The following is a 13328-nucleotide window of genomic DNA, read 5'->3' on the forward strand; positions in this document are numbered from 1 at the left end:
AGTCAGACAGGCTTGTTGAGGTGCGCGGCCTGGTAGAGGAGATCCGCGCGGCTGTCGACGCCGAGTTTCTCGAAGATGGACCGCACGTGCGTCTTGACGGTCTGCACCGTGATGACGAGCTCGCCGGAGATCTGCTCGTTGGACCAGTTCCTGAGCAGGCCCATGGCGACTTCGATTTCGCGGCGGGTGAGCTCCTTCTTCATCCCCTCGGGGAGGGGAATCGACAGGGGAATCTCGTGCAGGACGAGGGCCCACTGGCGAGGTCCCTCGGCTTCGGGCAGCTCGATGAAGCGGACGACCCGGTAGTCATCGGCGTGGAGGGAGACCCAGACGTTGTTCTGGAGTCGCGCATCCGCGTCCATGCGGGTCAACGCCGTCAGTCGTTCCATGAGGACGGCGGGGATTCCCGAGGAGTGCAGCTCCGAGCGGGTGTACCACCGCTCCAGCATCGCGGCGGCGCGTGGCGAGCGCAGCACCTCGCGCGTGGGAGGCGCCGCGATGAGGTAGGCGGAGTCGGGATGGCTGTAGAGCTCCTCCAGCAGGTTCGCGCTGGACGTGGCCACCTGCATGTCGCGGCAGTTGCGTATCGCGTTCAGCAGGTGGCGCGTGAGGCTCGACAAGCGGGCGGCGTCCTCCTCCGAGAAGGCGAGTCGTCGGTCCCGATAGAGGGTGAAGGCCCCGAGCAGGTTGGCGTTCGCGGGGAGCAGGACGGCCATGACGTGCTCCAGGCTCAAATCCAACTCGCGGCTGCGCTGGTACAGCGCGCTGTGCTCCAGCTCCCGGCGGGTGAGCATGTCCGAATCCCGGAGGACCTCGTTGGGCCGCGCGAAGATGGGGGGCCGCACGAAGTCGTGGTCGACCCACTTGGGATACTCATCCAGGAGGGCGAGGCGGTGGCCGGGGACGAGCCATTGGAAGTCGACGGTGGTGCCGAGCGTGATGAGGCACAGGCCCATGTAGTCGGCGGGGGTGAACTCGAGGAGGGGGCCCCGAGCGGCCTCGAGGGCCTTGGGGAGGGACAAGGAGCTGTTGAGCGCCTCGATGACCCTTTCCCTGAGGACCCATGCGTGTGCGCTGAAGTTCATCGGCGAGTGCGTCCTTCCTGGCGGGGCGGGCCGCCTTGCGGGGCCCTGAGGGTGGTCCGCCAATCAATAGGCGCGAGCGCGAAGGCTGTCCCTCCCCCGCCGGGGGTACGCTCCGGGCTTGACTCATGGCCGCGTCATCGGCACCGCGAAGCGGCGGTGGCACCCGCGTAGAGGCCGCGCCATGACGACCCCGTCATCTTCTGGCGCACCCGGGTGGCCAGCCTCAGAGGGGGCGGGGCGGTGCACCGATTTTGCACTGCCGGCCCGGCTCACTGAAGGGGGAGGTTCCCATGCGATGGATGCGCACGTTGGCGGTGGGTGTACTGGCGATGGTCGGCGGCTGTACCGAGAGCAAGGTGGAGAGCGGGCAGGACATCGTCCTGAGCGGCAGACTCATTGATGAGGCGGGCGCGCCGCTCCCGGAAGCGCAGTTGAAGCTCTACCGCAGCGAGAACTCCTCGTGCGCATTCGCGGCCTTCACGGCGAGCTGGAAGTCGGTCAAGACTCGCGCCGATGGCACCTTCGAGCTCGACCTGCTGGGGGCCGACACCCGCACCGGGAGCATCGCGCGCTGCTTCGTCGCCCGCTCGCCCATGCAGCCCCAGGGAAGGAGCCTCTCCGCCTACTTCCTCATCCAGGAGTCGAAGGTGGCGCTGCCCACCTTCCAGGAGTGGAACGGCGCGCTGACGGCCACCGAGGAGGCGCAGGGGGTGAGCGTGGGCTTCAGGTCCCTGTCCGCCACCCACGGCGCCGGGAATGATGAGCACGTGCTGTCTGTCGGCCCTTCGAGCATCGAGGTGGCCTGGAAGGTGACCCCGGCCTCCTCGCCCGTGCGGCTCAGTGACTACGTCCTCGAGGACGCGCAGGGACTCAAGGCGTTCGTCAGCGTGGACCGGCAGGCGAAGGTGGGGGACGTGACGGTCGGCCTCTCCTACTCCAGTGATGACGTCGCCGTGCCCCGTCGGGCCCTCGTCCCGGTGAGCCGTGGCGCGGCGTGCACCTACGTGAGCTCCGACACGCCCTGCCGCATCACCAACGGTGACCTCGATGGGCTCGTGCTCTTCCAGTCGGGAGTCCGAGAGGTCTCCGTGCAGCTCTCGCGCTCCGCGGTGCCGCGCAAGGCGGTGCTTCGCAACTTCGAGGCGTCGGGTGTCATGACGGAGCTGGTGCTGGAGGGGAGCGCCGACGGCGCCCAGTGGCTGCCCCTGGCCAACCTGCTCGCCGGTGCCGGCGTGCGGCCCTTCATGGAGGTGGACCTCACGGGCACGACTCCCGTGTCGCAAGTCCGCGTGCGCGCCACCCCGAGGGAGACGACGGGCCAGCTGCGCTCACTGGGGCAGCTCTCCCTGTTCGAGTAGCGACGCGCCCAACGGACGCCGTCGTCGCCCGTGGGGTTCGGGCGACGGCGGCTGGCGGCGAGCCCTGGGGACTGTCAGTCCGGCTCCGGCTGGCGGAGGTCCTTCGCCAGCCGGGCGCCGGAGTCGGGAGGCCCCCCGGGTCAGAAGCAGTCGCCGCAGCGCACGGGGCCCGTGCCCGTCTCGTAGTAGTCCACCCCGTTGGTGCAGTAGAAGCGCTCGAAGTTCCCCCACCCAAGTCCACAGACCTGCGCGCAGCTCCAATAGGAACCTTGCGTGTAGCCACCGGGACAGGCCTCGGCCGACTGCTCCGTCTGGCTGAGTTCCTGCTCCGCCAGGGCATCTTCCGGGATGGTGCCGCAGCCCGTCGACAGCAGCGCGATGGAGAGCAGCCCGTCCAATACGATTCGCAGTTGCATGCAAGCCTCAATGGTCTGTGTTGTCGTGAGAGGTGAGACGGATTGACGCTAGTTTTGCGCTGAATGGGCTGTCAATCCTCGCCAGGACGCTGTCCGGCCAGGGGCGTCGTCCAGGCTGTCCGAGGAGGAGTGTCTGGTTTTCCCCAAACGGGGCGCGACTTCCCGCCTCCAGGGGGTGATATGAATAGATTCGCGCGGTTGGCCTCGCTGGCAGTGGTCACGCTCGGCCTGGGTTCGCTCAGGCGGCAACCCAGACTTTCACCCTCCCTAGTAGTAGTCGCGCAGGGTGAGCCGGCGCTTGCTTCCATCCTTCAGCGTGAGCACCACCGTCTGCCCCGTCCACGACGAGCTGGTTGAAGGCTTCCTTGCCCAGGATGACGGGCAGCGGATGGCCTATCTGCCGCGCGACATCGGCCAGGTCAATGACGGCGACCGTCAGCCCCGTCAGTCGCAGCTCGCCCAGGGTGATGTCCACGCCGCCGGCGAACTGGGCCGGCGCCTGTCCGCCGCTGCCGACCGCCGCGATTTGTCCCTGCGTCTTCAGCCCCAGCTCGCGCGCGTACACCGTGTCGACCACCGTCATCGCGGCGCCGCTGTCGAGCAGCACCTGCGTCGCCCGGCCGTTCACCTGGGCCGGGATGTAGACGCGGTTCTCGTTGAAGAACTCGAAGGGGATGAAGCCGGTGCCATGGCGGCCCTTCGCGAAGGTCGCCTTGCGGACGTCCTCGGGCCGTTCGAAGACGGCGGGAGCGAGGGGCACGTTCAGCTCCAGCGTCTCCACCACTGTCCGCGCGTCGGAGTCCGGGTTGTCGGTGAGCTCCTCCTCCAGGAAGGGCATGCGCACGCCCTGCACCTGCCGCCAGTCTCCCAGCCGCACGAAGCGGGTGACGTTGTCCTCGCGGATGCGAAAGCCGTGGAGGGCCCCGCTGGCCTCGTCGAGGAACACATCATAGAGGTCCTCGTCGCCGAAGGTGATGCGCACGACCTTCCAGGTGCGGCCGTCCCGTGGCGCATCGGGTTGTGGGACGAGCTTCGCGCCGGAACTGCCTCGCAGCGCTGTTCCGAAGTCGAGCGCCACGCGGTGCCGCGCATCGCGCGCGTCGGTGGGCGAGGCGTCTTCGACCTGGCCGCTGGGGTTCAGCTTCCAGCCGCCCTCGGAGGTGATGGCCATCGATTCCCGCACCACGCCGTAGTCCGCATCCCCGCGGAACCGTCCGTCCCGATGGCTCCAGGACTCCATCGAGCCCTGGAGGCCGCCCGTCGAGGTCTTCCCCTTGACGTGGATGCTCTCCAGGCGGGTGAACGCGTCCCCGCCGCGCCAGGCGAGGTGCCGGGCGAGGAGCGAGTCCAGTGCGTCCGCCTTGGATGCGGTGGGGACGAGCAGGAGGGCCAGGGCCATCAGGACTGTGAGGAGGACTCTCATGGAAGGGCTCCACGCTTGGAGGGGGTAGGGGACTGTCCGACGAGCTGGCGCAGCCCGGGCGGGCTCGAGCCGATGAGGGAGATGGCCCGCGACAGCCGCGCGCGCATGGGCGTTGGCGCGCTCAGCCGGACCTCCGCGGACAGCCCACTGTGCTGCAGGCAGGAGAGATAGGTGCTGTCGCTCCAGATGGCCTGCTTGACGCCGGTGCCATCCGGGGTGAGCAGTGCCACCAGGAACTCGCGGGCATCGACCACGAGCGTGAGCTGCGCGCCGGGCCAGCGCTCCCGCACGAAGTCCGCGTCGGACGAGCGCACGCAGTCGAAGGGCACCTTGGGCGTCTTGTCGTAGACGAGCCCCGCGATGGCCACGCCCCGGGTGCTCGCCTCGGTGAGCGTGGGGGCGAGGGCACCGAAGGGCGGAGGGAAGAGGTCGAAGAGCAGCCGCTCGGTGGCGCCGGCAATCATCACCCGGGCGCGCTCCATCACCTGCGCGGTGCTCTTGAGATGGTAGATGCGGTCGTCCTGCGCCGGAGCGTGGAGCTTGCGCAGCGCGTTCGCGGCCTCGCGGCTGCGCGTCTCGAAGCCCCGCTGGAGCGCGGCCACCACCTCGTCCGGAGGCACGGGCCGGAAGGCGCGGGGCTCGCCCTCCTCGACGAGCACCGCCCCCTTGTGCTCCAGCGAGGCGAGCGCCTGGTAGATGCTCGGAGGCGCCTTCCCCAGCGCCTGCGCGAGCCGGTACCCGGTGGCCGGCGCCCCCTTGAGCAGCTCGCAGTACACCCGCGCCTCGACTTCGGTGAACCCCAGGGCCACGAGCCCTTCATCCGCGTCCATGGGAGCTTGTTATTACCCGGGGGTAATAATGGTCAAGCCGGAAGCGCTGGTGCGGGGGGGAAGCCCGCAGCACGGAGCCCGAGGCGTTGACATCAATTCAAGGCAATCCCGCTTCGCCTTCATTCCGAGCGCACCGCGTCTTGAATCCCGAGAGAGAGCTGAACTCTGGATTGCCTGTGTGTCTTTCGCGTGGCACGGAGTGGTGTTGCCGTTCGATAATTCCGTCTCCGGGCGATGATGGGTCTCCTGCTTGGGTTTGTGTCTTGCTTGTGTTAGAGATTGGCTCGCAGTGAAGAAGTCACTCGCGGGGGGATTCATGAAAAACGACAGGCGTGTCATTGGGCTGACCCAGGTCCTTGGGGTGCTCTCCCTTTTCCTCATGGCTTGCGAGCCCGCAGCCAGGTCCATCCCGGACCTGGAGGTCGTGGTCTCGGATTCACGGAAGGATGAGCTCTACGGCTATCCCGCCGGCTACTGGCCCACGAGCGCCGCGGGCTTCACCGATGTACCCGTTTGTTGGACCACCGCGGGCTGGAACTCGGAGAAGACGTGGGTGAGGCAGATTGTCGAGGCCCAGTGGGACACGAACAGCAGTGTGCGTTTCACGGGCTGGGGCGCCTGTGATGGGAGTACCCCCGCCCAGGCCATCCGCATCCAGGTGGATGAGAGCGGCCCTCGCTCCTACGTCGGCCGCACGGGCAACAACCCCAGCATGTGGCTCAACTTCAACTTCGCCACCTGGAGCCACGTCTGCAACGACGGCGTGGATGACGCGGCGTATCCAGGCGATGACCGCGAATACTGTATTCGCGGCACATCCTTGCACGAGTTCGGCCACGCCCTCGGCTTCTGGCACGAGCAGGACCATCCGGGCAATCTTCCCAACACGCCGGGCTACTGCAACAACACCATCGTCCAGCAGCCGAATGGGCAGATCATCACCGGGTATGACCCCAGCTCGACCATGAACTACTGCGCCCTCTGGGGCCGGCCGACCTTGAGCGCCCTGGACGTCCAGGGCCTGCGCCAGGTGTATGGCGTGACGCCCGTGGAGTTCCAATACCAGGGTTACACGTTCCCCTCGTGCACCCTGGTCAACGAGCCGGGTGACCCGCATGGCTGGCATGACAACTACCTCTGCACCGCGGGTATCGAAGGAGTGAGCTGGTCCTATGCGGGCACCCTCGCTGGCCAGCGCTGCACGCTCATCAACGAGCCCTTCGACGCCAACGGCTGGAATGACAACTACCTCTGCGTGCCCAACCACAGCCCGCTGAACTTCGTCTGGTCGTCGTTGATTCCGGTTCCCCTGATGCGCTGCACGCAGTGGAATGAGCCGGCGGACCCCGACTCCTGGAACAACAACTACCTGTGCTACACGCAGCGGTTCGCGTTCTCCCCCTCGGGGAAGATTGCCGGCACCACCTGCATCTCCGTCGACGAGCCGTCCGACTCCGCTGCCTGGCGCGACAACTACCTGTGCTCCGAGACGAACGAAAACGTGCAGTTCAGCTTCGGGGGGCCCATCGCCGGCATGCGGTGCACGTCCGTGAATGAGCCTGGCGACCCCAACACCTGGAACGACAACTACGTCTGTGTGCCCAACCTCAGTCTGCTCAACTTCCAGTGGTCCAGCGCGGGCCCCATCTCCGGGAAGACCTGTGTCGCGTGGAACGAGCCCGCGGATTCCGCTCACGGCTGGAACGACAACTACCTCTGTTATTGAGTCTGTCGGAGCGGAGTTGAAGGTGCTGGCGCTGACGCCCGGGTCCCTGAAGGAGGGGCCCGGGCGTTGGTCGTCGGGGGCGGCACCTGGACGCGGCTCAGCCCTCCGAGCGCAGCGCCGTCATCGGGTCCACCCGCGAGGCGCGCCGGGCCGGCAGCCAGCTGGCGAGGAGTGCCACGCCGAGCAGGAGGAGCGCCACCGAGGCGAAGACGAGCGGGTCCGTGGTGCTCACACCGTACACGAAGCCCGCGAGCACCCGGCTGAGTCCCACGGCTCCCAGCACGCCGAGCACCACGCCGAGCCCCGCGAGCAGCGCCGCTTGCCGGAGTACCAGCCGCAGCACGTCCCCCGCCGTCGCCCCCAGGGCGAAGCGGATGCCGAACTCCTGGGTGCGCTGTGCCACCGCGTACGACACGACGGCCGCGAGGCCCGCGACGGAGAGCAGCAGCGCCACCGCGCCGAAGGCCCCCAGCAACAGGAGGCTGAAGCGCCTGGACGCGAGGGAGTCCGAGAGCAGGCTCTCCACCGTGCGAAGGCGCGCGGGGAGCTCGGGGGCGAGTTCGCGAAGCACCGCCCGCGCCTCGGTGACCAGGGTCGTGGAGCCCACCGGGCCATACACGGCGATGTGGAAGCGGGAGGAGGCCCGTGGCCGCTGCCGGGAGCAGCCGTAGAACATGGGCTTCGGCGCTTCATCCAACTGCTGCTCGCGCACGTCGGCCACCACGCCGACGATGGTGAAGGGGCGCAGGTCGCCGTCCATGTTGCCGAACTGGATGAGCTTGCCCAGCGGGTCCTCTTGGGGCCAGCGGGCCTTCGCGAGCGACTCGCTGATGACGGCCACGTGGGGGGACTCGGAGGTGTCGCGCGCGTCGAAGAGGCGCCCGCGCACGAGCGGAATGTCGAGCGCGTGGAAGTAGCCCTCGCTGGCCACGCGGTACTCGGCGGCGCCCGCGCGCTCGGGCTCGTGCGCCAGCCGTCCGAAGTCATCGAAGTTCCTGACTTCGTCGGGGCGGTTGAGCACGAGGAAGGTGCCGTCCCCCGCGGGACTTCCCTCGAGCGGGAAGCTGCTCGTGGCGCCCACCGCGCGCACACCGGACAGCGCGCCCAGCCGTGCGAGGAGGTCCTCCTGGAGTCGCAGGTTGTGTTGCCACCCCGCATCGTCCTCGGCCGGGGGCAGCACCAGGCTGAGCACCGCGACGTTCTCGGTGCGGTAGCCCGGGTCCAGGGAGAGCAGGCGCATCAGGCTCCGCCCGAGCAGCGCCGCCCCCATCAGCAGCACCAGCGCGAGCGCGAGCTGGCCGACGACCAGGGCCCGGCGTGTGCGCTCCGCCGCGCCTCCTCCGGCCTGCGTCTGCCCCGCCTGCACCAGCGTGGCCCATGGGCTCTGGCGCGCCGCGCGCAGCGCCGTCACCAGCCCGAGTCCCAGCGCGAGAAGCAGCGAGAGCCCGAGTGCGAAGAGGAGCGCCGTGCCATTCACCGACACCTCGCCCACGCGCGGCAGGTTGCCCGGTTCCGCCGCGAGCAGTGCGCGCACGCTCCAGTCGGCGAGCAGGGTGCCCAGCGCGCCACCCGTCAGCGACAGCAGCAGTGACTCGGTGAGGTACCGTCGCGCCAATGCGCCGGGGCCCGCGCCCAGGGCCACGCGGACAGCGAGCTCGCGCCGGTGGGTCGCGGCTCGGGCGAGCAGCAGGTTGGTGACGTTGGCTCCCGCCACCAGCAGCAGGACGGCCGCGGCGCCGAGCAGTACATAGAGCGTGCGCTGGGCATGTCCCACCAGGCTCTCATGCAATGGCACCAGGGCGATGTCTTGCATCCCGGTGTCCCGGCCGTACCGGGCCTTGAGCTCCCGTGCGATGGCCGTGAGCTCCGCTCGCGCGGCTTGTGGGTTGACGCCGTCCGCCAGCCTTCCCACCACCGACCAGTTGTGCGCGGTCCGGCTGGGCAGGAGGGCCTCCAGCTCGCGCGGAATCCACAGCTGCGTGCCCACCGGGTAGTCGAAGGACTCGGGCATCACCCCCACCACGGTGTAGGCGCGTCCCTCGAAGGTGAGGGTGTCCGACATGGGCAGGGGCCTTGCGCCCAGGTGTCGCTTCCAGAATGTCTGGCTCACGACGACCACGGGGGGGCCGCCCGCCTGCTGTTCTTCCTCGGCGAACAGGCGGCCTTGCACCGGTTGAATCGCGAAGGCGCGGAAGAAGTCGCGCGAGGCGAGCGCCATGGTGGCGAAGGTCGGCTCGTCCGTGCCGGTGACGGCGACGCTCGCCGCTCCCGACACCTGGGCCAGGGCGGTGACGGTGTGACTCTGGGTCCGGACGTCCTCGAAGTTGGGGTCCGAGAACCGCATCGCGTGGCCATTGGCCGCCAGCTCCGATAGCTGCACGAGGCGCTCGGGGTGAGGATAGGGCAGGGGGCGCAGCAGCACCCCCTCCACCACGCTGAAGAGCGCGGTGCTCGCCCCGATGCCCGCCGCCAGCATCAGGACGCAACTGAGAGTGAAGCCGGGGCTGCGGCGCAGTGAGCGCAGGGCCTGACGCAATCCGCTCAGAGTGGTGTCCACGGGGGAAGTCTCCTGGAGCCAGAGGGGGGGCTGGCTCGCGGGGGACTACGGCCCTGTCACCGAACGATTGCGGCGCCGGGTCCGGGCGTGAGGGATGGCAGAAATAAAAGGGACCGGCATCACGGTCGGCCCCTGGCCGCGCTCGACACGGTTCACTGGATTCGGGTGACGAGTTGCAACTCGCACGTGGTCGGGTCGATGCCGGGAAATGACAGGACGCAAACGGCGCCGCCGTAGGAGGCGCGGTACACCACTGCCGCGCAGCTACCGCCGACGTCGCTGACCTCCACCCTCCAGATGCATGTCTTCGCGCCCGCCGGATTTGCCGGGTCGACCGTCCAGTAGTACTGCTGGATGACCGGAGCCGCCACGCTGGGGGCAGGGGCGCTGACCTGGAAGCCGCCAACGCCGGCGGTGGGCACGGGGTAGGGATTGTACACGCCGTTCAGTGTCCCGGTCAGGGTCCCGATGCCGAGGTAGACGCTGAGACCGGTCTGGTTGACGACGAAGAAGTTCTCCAGCGCCGGTCCGATGAGCCGACCACCGGTCCCCTCCCGCAGCGGAGGAATCTGGGTGCCGCCCTCGCTGACGCTGACGTATTCGTCACGGTGGGAGAGCAGGTCGGGGAACCCGAAATCGACCACCGGTCCGGCGAGCGCGCTCAACGGCGTGAGGAACAGCAGCGAACCCGCCAGGAAACGCATCGTGTTCCTTGTCATGGACTTCTCCTGATGTGTCTGTGCGGAATGGCCCGACGCCAATGCCTGCCAGGATTGTCCTTGATTTTGTTTCGGATGGGAATGCGTCTGTCCATGATTGGAGCCTCGGTGCGCGCGATTGGCGATGTCCCCGCCGTGGACGTCGGCGGCCACGCCCTGGCCAGTGGCACCGCCGGTCTCGGCGAATTCTTCCGAATCGAGAACCCGCCACGGCTTCGCTCCTTGTGACCCTGGCTCTACCCAGGTCGTCCGAAAATTGTGGTACGAGAGGAAAATTGCTGAAGCCGGAGGCTCGCTGTGACGTTGTTTCGAGGGTGCCTGACTGCGTTGGTTGTGTTGATGGTCGCCTGTGGTGATGGCGATCCGGACCCTGTGGTGCTTCCCGATGCGGGAGGCGCCCGGCCGGACGCGGGAGGCCAGACGCCGGACGCGGGAGGCGGAACTCCGGACTCGGGCGAGGAGACGCCGGACTCGGGAGGCGGAACTCCGGATTCGGGTGAGGAGACGCCGGACTCGGGAGGCGGTACGCCCGACGCAGGTGAGGAGACGCCGGACTCGGGAACTGGTACGCCCGACGCGGGAGCGGAAACGCCTGACTCGGGTGGTGGGACTCCGGATGCGGGCCAGGAGACGCCCGACGCGGGTTCCGAGACGCCCGATGCCGGTGGCGGAACGCAGGACTCAGGTTCCGAGACGCCCGACGCGGGTTCTGAGACTCCTGACTCCGGCGGAGGAGCGACGGACGCGGGTGCGGAGACGCCCGACGCGGGTTCTGAGACGCCGGACAGCGGGATTCCGGACGCAGGTGAGCCTCCCGTCGTGAGCGTCATCGACAACTGGGGCTTCGAGGAGTGGCCCGCAGCGCTTCCGGAGCAGTGGTTCGGCAGCAAGTCGAACATCGAGTCCGGCTCCGTGCAGAAGGTGACGACGAATGCCTTCGAGGGTGTGAATGCGGTCCGGTTGACCAACGCCTCGGCCACGCACCGGCGGTTCACGACGCTGGCGAAGTCGATGTCCGCCGGTCGCTACTCCTGCACCTACCAGGCGCGGGGCACGGGCGACGTCCGGAATGCCTTCTTCGACGACGACTACTCGTCGTACTCGTCCTACACCTCGGTCAGCGGCTCGGCGTGGACCCAGGTGGCGTACAACTTCAATCTGGCCGCCGACGTCTTCGACACGTTCGAGCTCATCTTCAGCGTGCGGAATACGAGCGGGGACCACGTCATCATCGACGACGTGCGCTGCATGCGGGCCGCCGAGCCGTGTGACCTGGTCAGCTGCGAGTCGTGGGAGCGTTGCGAGAACGCCACCGCGACCTGCGAGCCGCTCTCCGGTCGCTGCGACATCGGCGGGGACTGCAACGAGTGGGAGGCCTGCGATGACGCCCACACGTGTGTCGTCGCCGAGGAGCGCTGCGTCCGTCACGCCGATTGCGCGAGCACTCCGCAGACGCCGGTCTGCAATACCCCCACGCACCGCTGCATCCCGGGTGACCCTTGCGCCGGTGTCGTGTGCAGCAACCCCGCGACGACCTGCAATCCCACGACGGGCGCGTGTGAGCTGGCCGCCGGGGCCTGCTTCACGACCTTCGACTGCCTCGGAGCCTTGCCCGCCTGCGACCCGGCCACTCGCCGCTGCGTCGCCGCGGACCACCCCGCGAACATCGTCCGCAACGGTGGCTTCGAGTCCTGGAACATCTATTCCATTCCCTATCAGGGCAACCACCTCATCCCTGACTACTGGTACGGCATCGACAACGGCGTCGCGGACCCGGGCACGGAAATCAAAGCCTCGCGCCTGGTGCGCTACACGAACGCGGTGCACGGCGGCACGGCGGCGATGCAGTTCGTCGTCCCCATCGAGGTCGCCGAGCGCTTCTCCACGGAGAAGTTCAACGTGCCGAGCGGCACCTGGTCCTGCTCGTACCGGGTGCGTGGCCACGGCACCCTCCGCCACCGGAGCTATTCGAGCGGCGGTTGGAGCCCGCAGACAGACTTCCTCGTCATCGACAGCGACGAGTGGCAGCCGGTGTTCTTCCGCTTCACCGGCAACGTGCGCGACTGGCGCCTGTTCTTCTACCCGAGCCGCAGTGAAGCCGACCGCGACCACCTCCAGGTCGACGACGTCGTCTGCACGAAGGACTAGCGTCGCTCGGAGTCCTTGAACAAGAAGGGGCGAGGGCCGCGAACGGCTCTCGCCCCTTCGCTCGTCAGGGGTGCTTCGCGCTCAGAAGCCGAAGAAGCCCTTGATGCTGTTGCCGACGTCCTTGGCGCCCTCGGCGACCTTCTCCGTCACGTCCTTGGCACCCTCGGCGACCTTCTCCGTCACGTCCTTGGCGCCCTCGGCGACCTTGTTCGTGGCCTCCTTGACGACCTCGGAGGCCTTGCCGTTGGTGACGTTGTCGACCGTGTTCTTCAGCTTGTTGAAGTCGATGGTGTACGAGGTGCCGATACCCAGGCCCACGCCCAGCGCCGCCTTGGCCTTGCCGCCGATGGTCAGCTTGCCGTCCTCGAAGGCCACCTTGCCGTCAATCGCCGCGCCCACGCCGGCGATGGCGCTGCCCGTCACGGAGCCCTGCACGGGGCCGAGCTCACCGCGGGCCGTCGCGCTCGCCTCGGCGCCGACCAGCGCTCCGGCACCCGCCTCCAGGCCGATGTCGCCGTCCTTGAGGTTCAGGTCGGCCTTGGCCTTGGCGTCCGCGTTGGCGCCCACCAGCACCTCTCCGTGCACGCCGCCGTAGACCTTGCCGTCAATCTTATCCAGGCCCTGGATGTCCTTCAGGTCCTTGCCGTAGCCGGCGTCGCCGCGCAGGCTGACGAGGTTGGCCTCACCACCGGCCCGGGCGCCCACCTCCCACGGGAGGATGCGGTAGGACGCGTCGCCCTGGATTTCGGCCGCGCTCGCCTCGAACTGCGCGCCCGTCCCGTCCTGGTTGAAGCCCGTGCCCGTCTTGAACTCCGCCACGTCCTTCTGCCAGCCGACGTAGTTGCCGCTCTCGTTGCCCGCCACCTGGCCAGGGCCGGTGTTGCCCTGGGTGACCTGGCGCCCGTCCTTCCGCGCCGCGCTGTCGGCCGCCTTGTCGCCCTTGCTGGGGTCCAGGAAGATGTCCTGGCCCCACTGCTGGTTCCACTTCGTCTCCGGCTGGACCTTGTCGAGGACGTTGCCCTTCTTGTCGGGGGTCGCCGCGCTGGAGGAGGAAGCAGGGCTGGAG

At 68.4% G+C, this 13328-nt stretch carries 11 protein-coding genes; 4 read left to right on the forward strand and 7 right to left on the reverse strand.

Annotated features, from left to right (window positions below; genetic code table 11):
- Window positions 1-2: 2 nt before the first annotated feature.
- Entirely contained in the window at window positions 3-1085 is a 1083-nt protein-coding gene (locus tag HUW62_RS24680; protein ID WP_176435791.1) for a helix-turn-helix transcriptional regulator, read from the reverse strand.
- 290 nt (window positions 1086-1375) lie between these two features.
- Here HUW62_RS24680 and HUW62_RS24685 point away from each other — a divergent pair, with 290 nt between their 5' ends.
- Entirely contained in the window at window positions 1376-2443 is a 1068-nt protein-coding gene (locus HUW62_RS24685; RefSeq protein WP_255203620.1) for a hypothetical protein, read from the forward strand.
- 140 nt (window positions 2444-2583) lie between these two features.
- On the opposite strand, the gene HUW62_RS24690 is transcribed toward HUW62_RS24685, so the two are convergent.
- The 3 genes from HUW62_RS24690 to HUW62_RS24700 form a co-directional block, all read right to left on the reverse strand.
- Window positions 2584-2859 carry a hypothetical protein gene (locus HUW62_RS24690; protein ID WP_176435792.1) on the reverse strand — a complete coding sequence of 92 codons (276 nt, stop codon included), beginning with the start codon at window positions 2857-2859 and terminating at the stop codon, window positions 2584-2586.
- Between the two features lie 238 nt (window positions 2860-3097).
- Window positions 3098-4282 carry a retropepsin-like aspartic protease gene (locus tag HUW62_RS24695; protein WP_255203621.1) on the reverse strand — a complete coding sequence of 395 codons (1185 nt, stop codon included), beginning with the start codon at window positions 4280-4282 and terminating at the stop codon, window positions 3098-3100.
- A complete protein-coding gene (locus tag HUW62_RS24700) occupies window positions 4279-5112 on the reverse strand; it encodes a TrmB family transcriptional regulator (RefSeq protein WP_176435793.1) in 834 nt (277 codons plus the stop codon). The genes HUW62_RS24695 and HUW62_RS24700 overlap by 4 nt, the downstream gene beginning before the upstream one ends.
- A gap of 424 nt (window positions 5113-5536) precedes the next feature.
- Here HUW62_RS24700 and HUW62_RS24705 point away from each other — a divergent pair, with 424 nt between their 5' ends.
- On the forward strand, window positions 5537-6838 hold the full coding sequence (locus HUW62_RS24705; RefSeq protein ID WP_176435794.1) for a hypothetical protein: 1302 nt from the start codon (window positions 5537-5539) through the stop codon (window positions 6836-6838).
- Window positions 6839-6935: 97 nt separating this feature from the next.
- Here the strand turns inward: HUW62_RS24705 and HUW62_RS24710 are convergent, their stop codons facing one another.
- Together HUW62_RS24710 and HUW62_RS24715 are read right to left on the reverse strand one after the other, a co-directional pair.
- Complete coding sequence (locus tag HUW62_RS24710; RefSeq protein ID WP_176435795.1) at window positions 6936-9395, reverse strand: ABC transporter permease; 2460 nt, start codon at window positions 9393-9395, stop codon at window positions 6936-6938.
- Between the two features lie 152 nt (window positions 9396-9547).
- Window positions 9548-10114: a hypothetical protein gene (locus HUW62_RS24715; protein ID WP_176435796.1), complete on the reverse strand. Its 567-nt coding sequence runs from the start codon at window positions 10112-10114 to the stop codon at window positions 9548-9550.
- Window positions 10115-10207: 93 nt separating this feature from the next.
- Between HUW62_RS24715 and HUW62_RS48950 the strand changes: the two genes are divergently transcribed.
- Together HUW62_RS48950 and HUW62_RS24720 are read left to right on the forward strand one after the other, a co-directional pair.
- Window positions 10208-10342, forward strand: a complete 135-nt coding sequence (locus HUW62_RS48950) for a hypothetical protein (protein ID WP_255203622.1) — start codon at window positions 10208-10210, stop codon at window positions 10340-10342.
- Window positions 10343-10486: 144 nt separating this feature from the next.
- The gene (locus HUW62_RS24720; RefSeq protein ID WP_368670477.1) at window positions 10487-12262 is read left to right on the forward strand and encodes an invertase recombinase-like protein; all 1776 of its coding nucleotides are present in this window, start codon (window positions 10487-10489) and stop codon (window positions 12260-12262) included.
- Window positions 12263-12343: 81 nt separating this feature from the next.
- Here the strand turns inward: HUW62_RS24720 and HUW62_RS24725 are convergent.
- The coding region (locus HUW62_RS24725) for a hypothetical protein (protein WP_255203623.1) at window positions 12344-13328 on the reverse strand (985 nt) is incomplete at its 5' end.

It is taken from the genome of Myxococcus sp. AM011 (assembly GCF_013372595.1).
Classification (GTDB): domain Bacteria; phylum Myxococcota; class Myxococcia; order Myxococcales; family Myxococcaceae; genus Myxococcus; species Myxococcus eversor.